At 66.1% G+C, this 17541-nt stretch carries 17 protein-coding genes; 6 read left to right on the top strand and 11 right to left on the bottom strand.

Going from position 1 to position 17541, the window contains the following annotated elements; genetic code table 11:
* The first annotated feature begins 13 nt into the window (after positions 1-13).
* Positions 14-649, top strand: a complete 636-nt coding sequence (locus tag QM682_RS14020; protein WP_415130788.1) for a 5'-methylthioadenosine/S-adenosylhomocysteine nucleosidase — start codon at positions 14-16, stop codon at positions 647-649.
* Positions 650-682: 33 nt separating this feature from the next.
* On the opposite strand, the gene QM682_RS14015 is transcribed toward QM682_RS14020, so the two are convergent.
* From QM682_RS14015 to QM682_RS13990, 6 genes are all read right to left on the bottom strand, one after another.
* Positions 683-1705 (bottom strand): aspartate-semialdehyde dehydrogenase, encoded by a 1023-nt coding sequence (locus QM682_RS14015; RefSeq protein ID WP_415130786.1) that lies wholly within the window; start codon positions 1703-1705, stop codon positions 683-685.
* Positions 1706-1808: 103 nt separating this feature from the next.
* Complete coding sequence (locus tag QM682_RS14010; protein WP_415130784.1) at positions 1809-2423, bottom strand: glycosyltransferase family 29 protein; 615 nt, start codon at positions 2421-2423, stop codon at positions 1809-1811.
* Positions 2420-3451, bottom strand: a complete 1032-nt coding sequence (locus QM682_RS14005; RefSeq protein WP_415130782.1) for a glycosyltransferase family 4 protein — start codon at positions 3449-3451, stop codon at positions 2420-2422. Before QM682_RS14005 ends, QM682_RS14010 begins: the two co-directional genes overlap by 4 nt.
* Positions 3438-4637: an MFS transporter gene (locus QM682_RS14000; RefSeq protein WP_415130780.1), complete on the bottom strand. Its 1200-nt coding sequence runs from the start codon at positions 4635-4637 to the stop codon at positions 3438-3440. The genes QM682_RS14005 and QM682_RS14000 overlap by 14 nt, the downstream gene beginning before the upstream one ends.
* 90 nt (positions 4638-4727) lie before the next feature.
* Complete coding sequence (locus tag QM682_RS13995; RefSeq protein WP_415130778.1) at positions 4728-5507, bottom strand: 5'-nucleotidase, lipoprotein e(P4) family; 780 nt, start codon at positions 5505-5507, stop codon at positions 4728-4730.
* A 24-nt stretch (positions 5508-5531) separates the two neighbouring features.
* Positions 5532-6788 (bottom strand): MFS transporter, encoded by a 1257-nt coding sequence (locus QM682_RS13990; RefSeq protein WP_415130776.1) that lies wholly within the window; start codon positions 6786-6788, stop codon positions 5532-5534.
* A gap of 113 nt (positions 6789-6901) precedes the next feature.
* On the opposite strand from QM682_RS13990, the gene QM682_RS13985 reads away from it, so the two are divergent.
* On the top strand, positions 6902-7489 hold the full coding sequence (locus QM682_RS13985) for a glutathione S-transferase family protein (protein WP_415130774.1): 588 nt from the start codon (positions 6902-6904) through the stop codon (positions 7487-7489).
* Here QM682_RS13985 and QM682_RS13980 read toward each other — a convergent pair.
* The 5 genes from QM682_RS13980 to QM682_RS13960 form a co-directional block, all read right to left on the bottom strand.
* Positions 7465-8703 (bottom strand): TIGR03862 family flavoprotein, encoded by a 1239-nt coding sequence (locus tag QM682_RS13980; RefSeq protein WP_415130772.1) that lies wholly within the window; start codon positions 8701-8703, stop codon positions 7465-7467. The two genes, QM682_RS13985 and QM682_RS13980, sit on opposite strands and share 25 nt — an antisense overlap.
* Positions 8676-9704, bottom strand: a complete 1029-nt coding sequence (gene holA / locus QM682_RS13975; protein ID WP_415130770.1) for a DNA polymerase III subunit delta — start codon at positions 9702-9704, stop codon at positions 8676-8678. Before holA ends, QM682_RS13980 begins: the two co-directional genes overlap by 28 nt.
* Entirely contained in the window at positions 9701-10186 is a 486-nt protein-coding gene (gene lptE, locus QM682_RS13970) for an LPS assembly lipoprotein LptE (protein ID WP_415130768.1), read from the bottom strand. The genes holA and lptE overlap by 4 nt, the downstream gene beginning before the upstream one ends.
* On the bottom strand, positions 10173-12707 hold the full coding sequence (leuS, locus tag QM682_RS13965) for a leucine--tRNA ligase (protein WP_415130766.1): 2535 nt from the start codon (positions 12705-12707) through the stop codon (positions 10173-10175). The genes lptE and leuS overlap by 14 nt, the downstream gene beginning before the upstream one ends.
* 66 nt (positions 12708-12773) lie before the next feature.
* Positions 12774-13226 carry a DUF3576 domain-containing protein gene (locus QM682_RS13960; RefSeq protein WP_415130764.1) on the bottom strand — a complete coding sequence of 151 codons (453 nt, stop codon included), beginning with the start codon at positions 13224-13226 and terminating at the stop codon, positions 12774-12776.
* A 460-nt stretch (positions 13227-13686) separates the two neighbouring features.
* Here QM682_RS13960 and QM682_RS13955 point away from each other — a divergent pair, with 460 nt between their 5' ends.
* The 4 genes from QM682_RS13955 to rpsO all read left to right on the top strand — a co-directional run bounded on the left by QM682_RS13955 (position 13687) and on the right by rpsO (position 16889).
* Positions 13687-14673: a porin gene (locus QM682_RS13955; RefSeq protein ID WP_415130762.1), complete on the top strand. Its 987-nt coding sequence runs from the start codon at positions 13687-13689 to the stop codon at positions 14671-14673.
* A 67-nt stretch (positions 14674-14740) separates the two neighbouring features.
* Positions 14741-15400 carry a YggS family pyridoxal phosphate-dependent enzyme gene (locus tag QM682_RS13950; protein WP_415130760.1) on the top strand — a complete coding sequence of 220 codons (660 nt, stop codon included), beginning with the start codon at positions 14741-14743 and terminating at the stop codon, positions 15398-15400.
* A gap of 131 nt (positions 15401-15531) precedes the next feature.
* On the top strand, positions 15532-16467 hold the full coding sequence (locus tag QM682_RS13945) for a calcium-binding protein (protein ID WP_415130758.1): 936 nt from the start codon (positions 15532-15534) through the stop codon (positions 16465-16467).
* A gap of 152 nt (positions 16468-16619) precedes the next feature.
* Complete coding sequence (gene rpsO / locus QM682_RS13940) at positions 16620-16889, top strand: 30S ribosomal protein S15 (protein WP_415130756.1); 270 nt, start codon at positions 16620-16622, stop codon at positions 16887-16889.
* Positions 16890-17541: the final 652 nt, after the last annotated feature.

Below are 17541 nucleotides of genomic sequence, written 5' to 3'. Positions count from 1 at the left end.
GGGGGCGCAGCGGATGAAGCACAGCCAGCCGGACCGTATCGCGGGCCATGACGTTCTGTTCGTCATGGCGGTCGATGCCGAATACGGTCCGCATCTGAAATCCCGCATCACGCCTCTTTTCACCGGCGTTGGCCCGGTCGAGGCGGCGGTGGTGCTGACTGCTGAACTGGCCCGGATGCAGGGGCAGGGCGCGTTGCCGGATCTGGTCGTCTCGCTTGGCTCGGCCGGGTCGCGCGTGCTGGCGCAGGCGCGGGTCTATCAGGTGGATACGGTCGAATATCGCGATATGGACGCCTCGGCCCTGGGGTTCGAGAAGGGGACGACGCCCTTCCTGGACCTGCCCCGGCGCGTGGCCCTGACCCAGCTCCCCGGCCTGCCGGGGGCAAGCCTGGCGACCGGGGCCAGCATCGTCAGCGGCGTGGATTACGATGCCGTCTCGGCGCAAATGGTCGATATGGAGACCTTCGCCGTGCTGCGGGCCTGCCAGCGGTTTGGCCTGCCGCTGATCGGGCTGCGCGGCATTTCGGACGGGACCGAGGAATTGCGGATGCTGAGCGACTGGACGCAATATCTGCATCTGATCGACGAACGCCTGGCCCATGCGGTCGATCTGCTGGCGCAGGAACTGGCGGCGGGGCGTATCCTGTAAGGGGGCGCCGCAACGCCCCCCTTGGGTCTTGGATCAGCCTTTTTTCAGCACCCGGTTGCCCAGAAGCTCGGCGATCTGGACCGCGTTCAGCGCCGCGCCCTTGCGCAGGTTGTCGCTGACGCACCACAGGTTCAGGCCGTTTTCCACTGTCACGTCCTGGCGGATGCGCGACACGAAGGTGGCGAAATCGCCCACGCATTCGACCGGCGTGGCGTAGCCGCCCGGCTCGCGCTTGTCGATCACCAGAATGCCCGGCGCCTCGCGCAGGATGTCGCGGGCCTCGTCCTCGTCCAGGAAATCCTCGGTCTCGATATTGATCGCCTCGGAATGGCCGACAAAGACCGGCACCCGCACGCAGGTCGCCGTGACCTTGATCGAGGGGTCGAGGATCTTCTTGGTCTCGGCCACCATCTTCCATTCTTCCTTGGTGTCGCCACTATCAAGGAAAACGTCGATCTGCGGGATCACGTTGAAGGCGATCTGCTTTTGGAACTTCTTGGGCTCGACCTCTTGACCCGGCACATACATGCCCTTGGTCTGGTTCCAAAGTTCGTCCATGCCCTCTTTCCCGGCACCCGAGACGGACTGGTAGGTCGAAACCACGACACGCTTGATCCGCGCCCGGTCGTGCAGCGGTTTCAGCGCCACCACCATCTGCGCGGTCGAGCAGTTGGGGTTCGCGATGATCATCTTGTTGCGGTAACCCTCGATCGCGTCGGCGTTCACTTCGGGCACGATCAGCGGGATCTGGGGATCATAGCGATACAAAGACGAGTTATCGATGACCACGCAGCCCTGCGAGGCGGCGATGGGGGCATAGGTTTTCGTCGCGTCCGAGCCGATGGCGAACAGCGCGATGTCGTAGCCGGTAAAGTCGAACCCCTCGATGTCCTTGCACTTCAGGGTCTTGTCGCCATAGCTGACCTCGGTGCCAATGCTCCGGCGCGACGCCAGAGCGACAACCTCATCGGCGGGAAACTCGCGCTCGGCGAGGATGTTCAGCATTTCACGGCCCACGTTCCCCGTGGCGCCGGCGACAACGACCTTGTAGCCCATCTGGGGGTCTCCTCAATTAAGGACGCCGCGATATAGGGGGTTTCCCGGAAAAGGGAAAGCAAGATTTCGGCGATTTGGCGGGTGTCCTGGGGTATGAGCTGGCTTAATGACGAACAATCCGGCGATCCGCCAGGATCAGCGTCTCGACCCATTTCGATTCAGCGCCGAAATCATGCGGCACCTGCCGGGCGGTGCGGCCCCCCGACAGCGAGAGCGAGGCGAAGAAGTCGAATCCATAAAGCTCTAGCGCCGCCATGTCCGAGCGTGCCAGCAGGTCGATCATCATCGCCCCGGTGGTGGGCGGTGCGCCGATCCGGGCCTTTAGGGCCGCGTAATCGGGCAGGGGGTGCAGATAAAAGCCGTGGCTGGCGGCGCTGGTCCAGTCCAGCCGCTTGCGCTTGGGCGACATCCACAGGACGCGGCGGGGCTTCAGCCGGGCACGGTCCCCGGCGCCCAAGCGCACGGCCAGCGCCAGCCAGTCGGTGCGTGTGCCGTGGCTGGCCGCCCCCGGCATCGGCGCGCGATTGATGCGGATGACCAGATCGGCCGCGTCGATGCGCGCGCCATGATCGGTCTTCGCCAGCGCGCGGGCATTCCCGACCAAGGCCACGCGCTTGCCCGCAAGATCGTCCAGTAATGCGGATTGATGTGCCGAGAACGATTGCAGCGCGGCCTCGTTGCGCAGGGTGCGGGCCAGCAGGAAGCCCAGCCGTGTCATCCAAGCAATCCGCGATAGACCTGGACGATGGCCTGGGCCTCGCCCTCGATGGCGTGGTTCGCGGCGACATGGGCGCGCGCGGCCCGGCCCGCCGAGGCGCGGGCGTCGTCGTCGTCCAGCCAATGCGCCAGCGCCTGGGTCAGCGCGGGCACATCCTCGCGTGCGACCAGGCTGCCGGTTTCCCCGTCGCGGATCAGGGTCTCGAAGGCACCGACGCGGGCGGCGACCACGGGCACGCCGCAGGCCATGGCCTCCAGCGGGGTCAGGCCGAAGCCCTCCCACCGGGCGGGGGCGGCGAACAGGTCGATGGCCTGATAGTTCTGGACCACCTCCTCCCATGGGACTTCGCCCAGGAAGCGGATGCGGTCGGACAGCCCGGCTTGCGCGATGCGGGCCTTCAGGTCGTCGGTGAACTGCTGATGCTCGGCAGTGACGCGGCCGGTCAGGATCAGCCGCGCGCGCGGGCGCGAGGGGAACAGCGTCAGGGCCGCCTCGACCAGCAGATCGACGCCCTTCTGCGCGCGGACGCGGCCGAAGCAGCCGATCACGATATCGTCGGGCGCCAGGCCCAGCCGGGCGCGCAGCGCCTCGCGGTCGGGGGCGGGGTGGAAGACGGACAAGTCCACGCCATGCAGGATCACCGTCGCCGGCCGGTCCAGAAAGCTTGCCGCCTGGGGGGATGTGGCGATCAGCGCGTCCTGCTGGCGGATCAGCCAGCGGGTAAAGCCCGTATGCCTGCGCTGCGCCGCCGAGGTGAACAGCAGCCGATAGCGCCGCCTCAGCAGCCGGCGCAGGATCAGCCCCAGCGCCATTTCCGTATTGCGGCGCGCGTGCCAGACGCGCCAGCGGTCGCGGGGCAGGACGGCGGCGCGGGCCAGCGGGATATGCGGCAGATCGGGCGGCAGGCCCGGCCCGGTGGTCACGATGCCGATCATGCGCGCCTGCACCGGGATCAGCCGCACCACGGTTGCCGTCACCCCCGAGAGGCGGCGTTTCAGGTTCGGGGCGATCACGTCAATGTCCGGCATGGCGATCCTCGGGACTGAACAGATAGAATAGCAATCCGATAGACAGGGGTATCAGGAAGAACAGGAAGATGTAACCGTAAGCCTGGGCCGGCTCGCTCTGGTGCGAGGCGTGCAGATAGACCGGGCGGGACAGGAATTGCAGGATGCCGACCCCCGCGATCGAGATCATGTTCAGGAAGGTAATCCCTCGTCCCACCAGATGTTGGGGCAGGAAGGCCCGGCCATGCGACATGATCAGGCTGTAAGAGCTGTCCGAGACGCAGACCATCACCAGCAGCACCGAGGACAGCGCCAGGCTTGCCCCCGAGGACAGCCACAGCAGCGCCAGCACCCCGCAAAGCAGCAGCGTATTCGCGACCGAGGTGCGCTTGTCCGAGCCGAACAGCCGCACTACCCGGCCCACCGACAGGTTCGCCGTGACCATGGCGACGCCCATGCCCAGCGTGACCCAGCCGATCAGCACGTCGCTGGCGCCAAAGACCTCGGCCAGGAAGGGACCGGCCCAAAGCCCGCGAATGCAGGCCGAGGCGGCATAGGTGACGCCCAGAAGCGGCAGGATCAGCCGCAGTTCGCGCACCGCCAGCAGGTCGCGCAGCCGGGCGGGGGCATGTTTGCCGGCGGGATTTTCCGGGTTGCGCACCACCAGATGGATCGCCAGCGACACGGCCAGGGTGATCGCGGCCAGCCCCCACAGCGTCGGGCGCCAGCCGAACCGGCCGATCACGGCGACCAGCGGCGCCGCGCCCAGCATGTTGCCCAGCGAGCCGAGTCCCACCACCGCGCCGCCCGCCGCGCTCATCGAGGCGGGGGGCAGGGTGCGGGCAAGGATGAAGAAGCTGCCCATCATCACCGGCGCGCAGCCGATGCCCAGAAGCGTCATGGCCAGGTGGATATGCCAAGGCGCGCCGGCCAGGGCAAAGACCAGCGCCCCGCCCCCGCCGCCCAGTCCCAGCATGACCGAGACCGTCCCGCGCGGGCCGAAGCGATCCAGCGCCCAGCCCACCGGCAATTGCGTCAGCGCGAAGGCGATATACCAAAGCCCCGATGACAGGGCCAGATCCGCCGGCCCGGCACCGATCTCGTCATGCAGCGTCGGAGCAAGCACGGCCAGGAAAGCGCGGTAGAACTGGCTCAGCATATAGCCCAGGACCAGGGAGATGATCCCCGTCGTCATGATCTTGCGCATCTCGTCCCCCGCCTTTGCGGCCGAAGCTGCGCCAGCCGGGTGGGAAGTGCAAGCCGGTCCCGCCCGGCTCGCTCCTTGGCCGCAAAGGCTCTATTGCGTCTTCAGCGGCGCGTCCCAGGCGGTCAGTTCGGCCGTGCTCCAATCGCCATAGGTGGCATTCGGGAACACGATCCAGTCGGCGCCGAAATGGGCGGCGTTCTTGTCCACCGCGTCGCGCTTGGCATCGGTCGGCGCCTTGCGGAACACCGCGTCGAAATCATGCAGCGTGTCGCCCAGAAGCAGCACGATCTGGTGATCCTTGGCCGCGACCGCGCGCCGTTCGGCCTTGGAGGTGCCGTAAAGCAGCACGCTGTCATCCGAGACCTGCGGGAAGCCCAGCTCCTTGAGCGTGGCGATGGTGGCGGCCTTGTTCTCGGGCTCGCCGAAACGGTCCGAGATGTAATAGATCGCGACCCCCGCCTTGTCGGCCATGTCGAAGAATTCCAGCGCGCCGGGGATGGCGGTCGGATGGCCCTTCAACTCCCAGTCGCCCCAGGTGTCCCAGGTGTCGAAGACGTGGCACGCCTGCATGTCGCGGACCAGCAGCGCGCTGTTGTCGATGGCGGTCTCGTCCAGGTCGGTGACCACGGCCAGCTTCTTCGGGTCCGGGGCCTTGGCGATGGCGGCCTTCAGATTGGCGGTGGCCAGCGCATAGGCTTGCAGTTGTAGCGCACGCACCTCGGCCGATTTCTGCTGATAGCGCAGGCCCATGGCATATTCCTGCACCGCGCAGGCGGCGGGGGCCTTGGCCGCGCCGGCATCCTGGGCCAGGCCGGGGCCGGCCAGGCAGGCCCCTGCGGCAAGGGCGGTCAACAGCTTTGCGATCGTCATGGCTTTCTCCTTGGTTGAGGGGGGTCAAGCGGTGGCCAGCCGGGCCGGAGCCTCGCGCACCGGCAGGTGGATGATCGCGCTGAAGGCGCCGACGCCCACGCCGACCCACCAGACCAGGGTATAGTTGCCGTAAAGATCATACATCCGCCCGCCCAGCCAGACCCCCAGGAAAGAGCCAAGCTGGTGCGACAGGAAGACGAAGCCATAAAGCGTGCCCATGTAGCGCAGCCCGTAAAGATAGGCGACGAGGCCCGAGGTCAGCGGCACCGTGGCCAGCCACAGGGCGCCCATGACCAGCGAAAAGACGATGACGCTGCCGGGGGTGATCGGCATCAGGATGAAGGCCGCGGCCGCCACGGTCCGCATCGCATAGATCCCGGCCAGCAGATATTTCTTGGTATAGCGTTTGCCGAGCCAGCCGGCCAGGATCGCCCCCCCGATATTGGCCAGCCCGATCAATGAGATCGCGACCGCCCCAAGGGCCGAGGTCGTGGTGATCCCCAGGCTGGCCAGCGTGCCCATCGGGCTGATCGGGCCGCACATCTCGGTGATCATGGCCGGGAAATGGGCGGTGATGAAGCCAAGCTGATAGCCGCAGGAAAAGAAGCCCGCGAAGATCATCAGATATGAGGGATCGCGAAAGGCGCGGCGCAGGACGGCGCCCATGCTTTCCTCAAGCTCGCCGCGGCTGGCGGGGCGGGTCTGGCCCAGCATCGGCAGGAACAGAAGGCAGGCCAGGACGATCAGGCCGAAGATGACGAAGACCGTCTGCCAGGGGTAGAAGGCCAGCAGCCCCTCGGCCAGGGGGGCGCCGAAGACCTGGCCCGCCGAGCCGGCCGCCGTCGCGATCCCCAGCGCAAGGCTGCGGTTCTCGTCGCTGGCGGCGCGGCCGATCACCGCTAGGATGACGCCGAATCCGGTGCCGGCGATGCCGAAGCCGACCATGACCTCAAGCAATTGCATGGTTGCGGGCGTGGTCGCGTAGGCGGTCAGGATCAGGCCCGCCGAATACAGGAAGGCGCCCAGGATGATCGACCAGCGGTCTCCGAACCGTTCCCCCAGCGCCCCGAAGACCGGCTGCCCGATGCCCCAGGCCAGGTTCTGGATCGCGATGGCCAGGCTGAACTCGGCGCGCGGCCAGCCGAATTCCTGGGCGATGGGGATCTGGAACACGCCGAAGCTGGCGCGCAGCGCGAAGTTGATCAACAGGATCAGCGCGCCGCCGATCAGAACCGGAGTGAACAGCGCGGCCTTGGCGGACGCGGGGGCGTTGGGTGTCATGGGCTCTCCTTCGGCGCCATTCCTGCGCCTCGTGGCGAGCCCGGTCAAGGACTGGCGGTTGCAGCGGCTTGCGGCCGGCGCTAGCCTGTCGGCAAACGCCTTCGGGAGAGCCCATGTATCAGGTCATCGGCACCGGCCAAAGCCGCGCCTTCCGCGTTCTGTGGCTGCTTGAGGAACTGGCCCAGCCCTATGAGCATGTGCCGCTGCCGCCCCACGCCCAGGGCGTGACCTCGTTCAATCCGGCGGGCAAGGTGCCGGTGCTGGTCGTAGACGGCACGCCGATCCCCGATTCGACCGCGATCCTGACCTATCTGGCCGATCGCCACGGCGCGCTGACGCACAAGGCCGGCACGCTTGAGCGCGCGCGGCAGGACAGCCTGACCCAGTTCATCCTGGACGAACTCGACGCCGCGCTTTGGTTCGCCGCCCGCCACAGCGCGCTTCTGCCCGACGAGACGGGCCTTTCCGCGACCAGAAACACGCTCCGCTGGGAATTCGAGCGCAGCCAGAAGATCCTGGTCCACCGCATGGCCGAGGACGGGTTTCTGATGGGCGAACATCTGACCGTGCCCGACATCATCCTGACGCATTGCCTGGGCTGGGCTTTGTCCGTTCGCTTCCCGATCACCGAGCACCGGCTGACCGAATACCTGGACCTGATGCGCGCCCGTCCCGCCTATCGCCGCGCCATGGAAAGATAGGCCAGGGCGCCCTGCCCGGCCCTGTGCCCGGTCCCAAGGCATCCGGTCAGCAGATAGCCCCCGGTGGGCGCCTCCCAGTCCAGCATCTCGCCCGCCGCGAAGACGCCGGGCAGCGCAAGCAGTTCCAGATGGTCGCTCAGCGCCCCGCCCAGGATCCCCCCGGCGCTGGAAATCGCCCGCTCAAGGCTCATCGGCCCCAGATGGCGCAGCGGCAGCGCCTTGGCGCGGCCGGCCAGACGCTCGGGCTCGGGCGGCAGGGGCTGGCCCCATTCCATCAGCAGGGCGGCGCGCAAGGGATCGCCCAGCCCACGCCGCAGGCGGTTGCCCACCGAAAGCCGCGCGGGCGCTTGCGCAAGGCGGCGGGCCAGTTCCTCGACGCTCAGGTCGGGGGCCAGATCGACCAGCGCCTCTGCCCCGTCGCGCATGGCGGCCGCGACCTCATAGATGCCGCCGCCCTCGACCCCTTGCGCCGTCACCACCCATTCGCCCCGGCTGGCCAGCGCACCGGCGCTCAGCGCCACGCCCTTGACCGCCTGGCCGAAATGCCGCGCCATCTGTGCCGACCAGGCGACGAGGAACCCCATGTTCGCCGGCTGGAACGGCGCGATCGCGACGCCCCTGGCCGTCAGCCACGGCACCCAGGCCGCGTCCGAGCCCAGCCGGGGCCAGCTCGCACCCCCCAGCGCCAGCACGCAGACCCGCGGCCGCAGCACCGCCGTGCCCTCGGTCACCTCGAACCGCCAGCCCTCGCCCTGGAACCCGTCCCAGCGCCAGCGTGCGCGCAGATCGACCCCCTGCCCGCGCAGCCGCGCCAGCCAGGCACGCAGCAGGGGCGATGCTTTCATGCCGACCGGAAACACCCGCCCGGTTGAGCCGGTGAACAGCCCGATCCCCAGCCCCCGCGCCCAGTCCATCGCCTCGGCGGGTCCGAATTCTTCCTTGTCCAAATATCCCGGGGGAGTCCGCAGGACGGGGGCGGAGCCCCCATAATGCGCGAAGAACGCGTCGGCGCCCTCGTCCTTGGTCAGGTTCAGCCCCGATTTTCCCGCCATCAGGAACTTCCGCGCGGGCGTCGGCATCGCTTCGGCGATCACCACCCGCGCGCCCTGCCCGGCCAGAACCTCGGCCGCCATCAGCCCGGCGGGTCCGGCGCCGATCACCAGGGCCTCGACCTCTTCGACGGTGCTCACCGTCCGCCCCTCGGCATCATGCATAGCCGCAGCAGCATCCGCTCCATCACCGCCATGGCCGGCGCCTTCGAGGCCGAGCGCAGCACCAGATCGGTGTCGATCAACTGATGAATCGCCTCTTCCAGCGCGCGCATGCCCCAATCCTGGGCCTGCCGGATCATCCGGTCCCGGCGCGGGCCGAAGACCGGAGGCCGCAGCCGCGAAAACCCAGCCCCCGGCCCGCCGGGGTCCGAGGCGCCGGCATGCAGCGCGCGGAAATGGCGCAAGGCGGCGATGCAAAGCGTGACCGGCAGAATGCCCTGCCCCTCGATCCGCCGCATCAGGCCGCCGAAATCCCGCGCCCGCCCCTCGGCCACGCAATCGATCAGGTCATCGACCTCGGCCTCGATGGTGGCGGGCGCCAGGGCCGCGATTTCCTCGGGCGTCAGGGGCGCGGGATCGCCATGTTTGTAAAGCCCGATCTTCTGCACCGTCTGGCGGAAATCGCCGGGGTCCAGCGCGCGGGACAGGGCCATCAGGTCGCGCATCGCGTCGCGCGGAACCTGGCGCAGGCCGGCATCGGCAAGCCAGCGCCCGATCTCTTCCTCGCCCGGAGGATCGTCATAGATCGGGGCGCAGACGGCCGTGGGATGCGGCTCGAAGAGCTTGCGCAGGGCCGAGCCCTTGCCCAGGGTCCCCGCCGCCACCACGATCACCGCATCGCCCGAGCGCCATTCGCCGAGCGCCACCGCGACGGCGGGCGCGGCGGCGTCCGGCGCGTCATCGACCAGCACCACGCGCTGGCCGGGAAAAAAGCCGACTGCCTTGACCGCATCCAGCAGCGCCGCCGGATCCTTGCGCAGATCGGCGCCGGGCAGGCGGGTCAGGCGCATTTCCTCTTCGGCGCCCGGCCCGACCAGGGCCTTGACCGCCTCGGCGCGCTTCAGCGCCACGCGCATCGCGTCCTGGCCATGGATCAGCAGTGCCGGGCGTGTCGGATCGGGGCGCGCCAGATAGCGGCTGATCTCGGCCCCTTTCAGGATCATGGAAGCTGCGCGGGGTCTAGCGCCAGAAGCCGCGTCACGACCAGATCGGCCAGAAGCCGGGCCAGCCGCTCATGCGCGTCCTGCTCGGCCGACATGGTGGCGATGGTGGTCCCGGTGGTGGAATATGAGGTGAAGTTGCTGACCTGGCCATGTGCCACCGCCTTCCCAGTCGCAAGCTCGGTCAGTTGATAGCTGGCCGTGCCGTTCAGCGAATAGCGCGTGGTGATCTCGTCGCTGTTGATCGCCTGGGGAACGACGGCGATTTGCAGGCTCCAACCCAATTCGTAAAGCGGGGCGCGGTCGGGATCCAGCCGTTCGGCGATGCGGCCCGCGAAATAGAAATCATCCGGCGTCTTGGGATCGGCGGTGCGCACCTTGCCCTGCAACCGCGTGCCCACGCCCCCCGGCCCATAGACCGGGGAAAAGCCGCAGGCGGCCAGCGCCAGCGGCAGCACCAGAAATCCGCGCCTAGACCACGACATTGACGATCCGCCCCGGCACGACGATCAGCTTTTTCGGAGCCGCGCCCTCCATGAAGCGCAGCACGGTCTCATCGGCCAGAACCAGGGCCTCGATCTGCTCCTTGGGCATGTCCTTGGGCACCTCGATTTCGGCCCGGCGCTTGCCGTTGATCTGGATCGGCAGCACCACGCTGTCGGAAACCAGCAGCGCCGGGTCCGCCTTGGGCCAGGCGGCATCGACCACCATGCCCTGCCCGCCGGTCTTGGACCAGACCTCTTCGGCCAGATGCGGCACCATGGGCGCCAGAAGCTGGGCCAGGATGCGCAGGACCGCGCGGCGCTCCTCGCCACCCGCCGGGGATTTGCCGATGGCATTGGCCAGTTCGTAAAGCTTGGCCACCGCCTTGTTGAAGGCAAAGCCCTCGATGGCCATCGTCACATCGGCGATGGCGCGATGGGCAGCGCGCGGCAGTTCCGGGTCGTCCCCGCCCTCGGGCACCTCATCCGCCAGGCGCCAGACGCGGGCCAGGAACTTGTTCGCGGCCTCGGCCCCCGAGGCGGTCCATTCCACGTCCCGTTCGGGCGGGCTGTCCGACAGCATGAACCAGCGCGCGGTATCGGCGCCGAAGCTTTCGACGATATTGACCGGATCGACGACGTTCTTCTTGGATTTCGACATCTTGGCCGAGGGGATCACCTCGACCGGGGTGCCATCCGCCAGCTTGCCGTCCGCGACCGTCTCGGGCAGGTGATAGACCGCGCGGCCGCGTTCGTCGCGGGTCAGATAGATTTCATGCGTGACCATGCCCTGGGTGAACAGCGCGTCGAAAGGCTCGGCGCATTTCGCGGGCAGATGCCCGGTCCTGACCATGGCGCGGGCGAAGAAGCGCGAATACAGCAGGTGCAGGATCGCATGTTCGATGCCGCCGATATACTGGTCCACGTTCATCCAGTAATCGGCATCCTCGGCCACGGTCGGGGTCGCGGCATGGGGCGCGGTGAAACGGGCGTAATACCAGGACGAATCGACGAAGGTGTCCATCGTGTCCGTCTCGCGCCGGGCCGCCGCGCCGCAGACCGGGCAGGGCACCTGGCGCCAGGACGGGTGCCGGTCCAGCGGGTTGCCGGGCGTGTCGAAGGTGACATCCTGCGGCAGCAGGACGGGCAGGTTTTCCTTGCGCTCGGGCACGGTGCCGCATGTCTCGCAATGCACCACCGGGATCGGGCAGCCCCAATAACGCTGGCGCGAGATGCCCCAGTCGCGCAGGCGGAATTTCGTGACGCCCTCGCCATAGCCGGCCGCCTCGGCATGGGCGATGGCGGCGGCCACGGCCTCTTCGCCGGTCTGATCGGCTGCGCCGGCAAAGCCGCGCACATAGGTCACGGTCTCGGATTTCAGCGGCACATAGGGCGCATCGGCGACCAGCGCATCCGCCTGTTCAAGCGTCGCGCCTTTCGGCCCGAAGGTCGCCCGGATCGGCAAGCCGTATTTGGTGGCGAATTCATGGTCGCGCTCGTCATGCGCGGGGCTGCCGAAGATCGCGCCGGTGCCGTAGTCCATCAGCACGAAATTCGCGATCCAGATCGGCAGTTCCCAAGCCGGATCAAGCGGATGGCGCACGGTCAGCCCGGTGTCGAAGCCCATCTTCGGCGCGGTCTCGATGGCTTCCTCGGTGGTGCCGATGCGGCGGCATTCCTCGCGGAAGGCGGCGATTTCGGGGCGGGTCTCGGCCAGGTGCTTGATCAGCGGGTGGTCGGGCGACAGCGCCGCGAAGCTTGCGCCCATCAGCGTGTCGGGGCGGGTGGTATAGACCTCGATCCGCGGGAAATCGGGCAGGCCCACGGTGTCGAAGCGGAATTGCAGCCCGCGCGACTTGCCGATCCAGTTCGCCTGCATCAGCCGCACCTTTTCCGGCCAGCCGGTCAGCCCGTCCAGCGCCGAAAGCAGTTCTTCCGAATAATCCGAGATGCGGAAGAACCATTGCGTCAGCTCACGCCGTTCCACCAGCGCGCCGGAACGCCAGCCGCGCCCGTCCTCGACCTGCTCGTTGGCCAGCACGGTCATGTCGACCGGATCCCAGTTCACCATGGCCGATTTGCGATAGATCAGCCCCGCCTCCAGCATGTCCAGGAACATGGCCTGCTGCTGGGCGACATAGGCATCGTCGCAGGTGGCGAATTCGCGGCTCCAGTCGATGGACAGGCCCAAGGGCTTCAACTGGTCGCGCATGGTGGCGATATTGGCATAGGTCCAGTCGCGGGGATGGCCGCCCTGTTCCATCGCGGCATTCTCGGCCGGCATGCCGAAGGCGTCCCAGCCCATCGGGTGCAGCACGCTGAAGCCCTGGGCGCGCTTGAAGCGGGCCACCACGTCGCCCATCGTATAGTTGCGCACATGCCCCATATGGATGCGCCCCGAGGGATAGGGGAACATCTCAAGGACGTAATATTTGGGCCGTTCGTCCCGCGCCGCGCGGAACGTGTCCGCGTCGTTCCACGCCGTCTGCCAGCGCGGCTCGCTGATTGCGGGATCATAGGGCATGGAAACCTCCGGGCGTCAGATTGCCCGCAGGGTCATATCCCTTGCCGTGGCGCAGGTCCAGAAGGCTTAAAGCTTGCCGTCGCGCACGCGCATCTGGCGGGCGCGGGTCAGGATCGCATCCTCGACCGCGCGGACCGTATCGGGCGCCACGGCCGAGCCGCCCGCGCCTTGCAGCGACACCTTCAGCGCGCGCGCGTCCAGCGAGGGATCGGTGATCTGCACCGTCGCGCGATAGGACCGCCCCCCGCCCGGAGGCGTGCCGTATCCGGTCACGATCACGCCGGTGAAGGGGTCGATGGACTGGACCGGCAGGAAGTTCAGCACTTCCAGGCTGGCGTTCCAAAGATATTTGTTCACCGCCACCGTGTCGTTCGGGTTGCGCCGGTTCGAGAACAGATCCCAAAGGGTCGATTCCCGTTCGGGCTGCGCGGCAGCCTTGGGCGCCCCGCCGCCGGAACAGGCGGCAAGCCCCGCGGTCACAAGCAGGGCGGCGGTCAGCCGTGCGGCGCGTCTGGTCATCTGTCATCCCCCGGATCGTCCTGGCCGAGCCATAGCCCAATTCCTGCCCGCGCGACAAGAGAGGCTTGGCCGCGTCCGCCATCCGAATCCCGCCTGGGCGCGCCCGCCGAAACCTGCCCCGCCACGCGGCCGGCGCGCGGCGCGGGGATGCCCAGGCCGGTCCGGGGGGGCTGTCCGCCTGCCCCGACATCACCTGCCGTCACGTCTTTGCGAGGCCGCGGCGGACCCTGCGACAGGCCGTGCCGGGTCGGGAAATATGTTTTTTCACAATAGTTTGGAGTTGGCGGGATTTCGCCTGCACAAGGGCCGGAATCAAGTGTGGCCCTTGTGCATCACAGGAAAAGTGAAACGGTAAGTGCGATTGTGAATTCGTTGCAATGATAAGGGGAAAGCGCGACACAACTTGCATACCCCAGACGAAGAGACGGATGGGGCACAGAGAGAGACAAGAGGGAAAACCATGAAAAAGGTTCTTTTCGCCACCACCGCCCTGGTGCTTTCGGCTGGCTTCGCTTCGGCTGAAGTCGCCGTCTCGGGCGACGGTCGCATGGGTGTGGTCTATGACGGCAACGACGCGCAGTTCTCCAGCCGCGTTCGCGCTAAATTCACCCTGACGGGTGAATCGGATGCCGGCCTGTCCTTCGGCGGTTCGTTCCGTGTCGACCAGCAGGATGAATCGGGCGGCAAGGCTTCCGCCGGCACCGCTGGCGCCGTCTGGATTTCGGGCACCTACGGCAAGCTGTCGATGGGCGATGTCGTTTCGGCTTCGGAAAAAGCGATCGACGACCTGTATGATGTCGGCTACACCGAGGGCACTTTCGGTGGCGACATCGAAGAGATCAGCTTCCTGACCGGCGATGGTGCGAACACCGATCAGGGTCCGAACATCCTGTATGAATACACCATCAACAATATCTCGCTCTACGCCTCGGCTTCGGATGGCGTTGACACCGATCCGCTGTCGCCGACCCAGGCTGGCGTATCTGCCGCCGAGGACACTGCCTCGACCGCTTACTCGCTGGCCGCGAAATACGACGGCAGCACCTGGTGGGCCGCTCTGGGCTATGCCAAGCATGACGACGCGAGCGAAATCGTGCTCGGTGGCGAAGCGAAGTTCAATAACTTCTCGGTCAAAGGTGTGTTCGCGAAATACGACGACCGTTACACCGAGACCGTGAGCGACGAAGACGTTCTGCTTTCCACGGAAGAGTTCAAGCACACCATCGGTCTGAGCGCATCCTATCAGATGGACGCCATCCTGCTGAAAGGCTTCTACCGCAAGGACAAGTGGGAAACCGTCGAGACCGGTGCTGACACCACTTACGATTCTTGGGGTATCGGTGCGGACTACGACCTGGGCGGCGGCGCTGTCCTGGCCGGCGGTATCGTCGACAGCGACTACCTGGCCGACACCGTTGCCGACCTTGGTATCAAGTTCACGTTCTGATCGATCAGAACATCGAACTGAAAGAGCGGGCCTTGCGCCCGCTCTTTTCTTTTGGAGAATGCGCCTTATGGGACTTGACGACATCACTCGCCGCCTTGTCGCGGCCCAGGCTGCCGCCGGGCGCAAGCCGGGCGAGGTCACGCTGATCGCGGTCAGCAAGATACAGCCGCCCGAGCGCGTGGTTGCGGTCCTGGACCAGGGGCAGCGCGTCTTTGGCGAGAACTACGTCCAGGAAGCCGCCGGAAAATGGCCCGAATGGCGCATCGCCTATCCGGGTGTCCGCCTGCACATGATCGGGCCGCTGCAAAGCAACAAGCTGAAACAGGCGCTGGATCTGTTCGACGCGATCCATACCCTGGATCGTCCCGGCCTGGCGCAAAAGCTGGCGCGCCAGGTGCAGGCGCGGGGAAGCTGCCCCGAACTGTTCGTCCAGGTGAATACCGGCGCGGAGCCGCAAAAGGCCGGCATCCTGCCCGATCACGCCGATGAGTTCATCGCGCAATGCCTGGCGCTGGATCTGCCGCTTGCCGGTCTGATGTGCATCCCCCCGGACACGCAGGACCCGGTGCCGCATTTCCGCGAATTGCGCGGGATCGCAAGCCGCAACGGTCTCTCCGGTCTGTCCATGGGCATGAGTTCGGATTTCGAGGTGGCGATTGCCGAGGGCGCGACCCATGTGCGGGTCGGCAGCGCCCTGTTCGGCGCGCGCGGCATGCAGAAGAAATAGCACAAAATAAAGCAACCTTTAGTTGTTTTTGATCTATTAACCCATTAATGTGAAAGCCGATGTGCCGTTGGGCGCATAGGCTTAATATCCTATTAATTCCTTTCTGATTCTTATGAGTATGCACGATGTTGATGCTGGGCAGTTTGATCGGGCTGATGTTTGCCAGCCTTGCCGTGGACGTGACCTCGCTGGTCAATACCACCGATCAGGAAGAGGATGAGGACGAGAGCGGGAACCCCGACCCCAGCCCGGACCCAGAGCTGGAAGATCCCGATGCGCCTCAGGAGGAGGATGGCATCGTCGCCCAGGGGACCAGCGATTCCGATTGGCTGGCCGGAGGCGACGGGGATGACCATCTTTCGGGTCATGAGGGTAATGACGATTTGCATGGCGGGCTGGGCGGGGACACGCTGCTGGGCGGCGACGGCACGGATTGGATCTATGGCGACGACGATTATGGCCCCGGCGGCAACGATCTGATCGATGGCGGTGCTGGCGACGACTCGTTGGCGGGGCAGGGCGGTGACGACACCATCCATGGCGGCGCCGGTAACGATTCGATCTTCGGGGGCGAAGGCGACGACCTGATCACCGGCGGGTCGGGAAACGACCTGATCATGGGAAGCTCTGGCAATGACACGCTGATCGCCGGCTCGGGCGAGGATGATCTGGACGGCGGCGACGGCGATGACGTGCTGCATGGCTCGGTCCAGGCGGATCGGGCCTGGCTGCATGGCGGGTTGGGCAATGATACCCTGCATGCGGGCACGGGCGATTTCGTCGAGGGCGGCGCGGGGCAGGATCTTTTCGTCCTGCAAGACGACCGCGTCCTGCATGATCCCGGAACCAGCGTGCCGGTCATCGCCGATTACCACGCCGGTGAGGATCAGATCGAGCTGCGCTATCACGGCGGGCCGGATGATCCTGCGCCGCAGGTGAGGCTGGATCATGGCGATGACGGCTCGACCATGATCCGCATGGACGGGACGGCCATCGGGCGGGTGCTGGATGGCAGCGGATTGCGGCTTCAGGACATTCTGCTGACCCGGCTGGACCCCAGCGGCTGACCCGCCGCATCGCAGAAAACTCTTTCCTTTCCTGGCTTTTCCGCTTATACGCGCGCATCCGCCGGACCGATTTCGGCGGATTTCTCCACGGGCCTGCGCTGGACGACATCCCGGCCTGAGCCATAACCCTTTGACCCTGAAAGGAGATCCCGATGTCGATCACTGTCGAGGAAAAGAACCGCGTCATGACCGAATTCGCCACCAAGAAAGGCGATACGGGCTCGCCCGAGGTGCAGGTCGCGATCCTGTCGTCGCGCATCGCGACCCTGACCGAGCATTTCAAGACCCACAAGAAAGACAACCACTCGCGCCGTGGCCTGCTGAAGCTGGTCGCGCAGCGCCGCAAGCTGCTGGATTATCTGAAGCGCAAGGAAGAAGCCCGCTATACCGCCCTGATCGGCAAGCTGGGCCTGCGCCGCTGATCCGTCGCGGATGACCAGATCGAAACGCCCGTGGCGAAGGCCGCGGGCGTTTTTCGTTGGTCCAGATCGGCGCGGCGGGAAATGTGTAAAATCCGCGACAAATGCTCTGGACCTTGCCATATGCGTCGCAATCATAACCGGCATCGCGCCTGTGCGGGCCAGGCCCCGCTATGTTCGCGCTGCACCCTGACCAGTAAAATCGAAGCCATTCGTTTTTTGGGGTGTTACTGGAGATCAAATTTGAAGAATGTGAGGATGCCGATTTAAGATCGAGCATAGAAGAATATTATGATTACAATTTTCTGAAAAGCGGCGTTGTCCATGAATCAGGAAGGGCATTGGGGACATCAGAATTGATGGGTCACGCGAACAGTCGTCGCGACGCGTTGATCGGGCCGAGAGGGGCGACTTTGAAAGGTACTTTCGAGGGCTGCAAGAAGCTCTCAGAACCCTGCAAATGATGGTCTTCCGCGATGGGGATCCTTTTAAATCGAATCATCGAAGGCGCGCCGCTGGGCTGCGAAGAATGAGGTAAGTTCACCCTTTGGCGAGAGGTTGGCCAAGGGCAATCCTCCCCATGGTTAAGGAGCTGCATAGGTGGAATTTTCTCGTCGCGTGAGTTGAGGAGATTCACATGAGAAAGAGCCGTTTC

Origin of the sequence: Paracoccus sp. (in: a-proteobacteria) (assembly GCF_047605025.1) — a bacterium.
Lineage (GTDB): Bacteria > Pseudomonadota > Alphaproteobacteria > Rhodobacterales > Rhodobacteraceae > Paracoccus.
The sequence above is the reverse complement of the archived record's forward strand: the minus strand, read 5'-3'. Positions and strand labels throughout refer to the sequence as shown.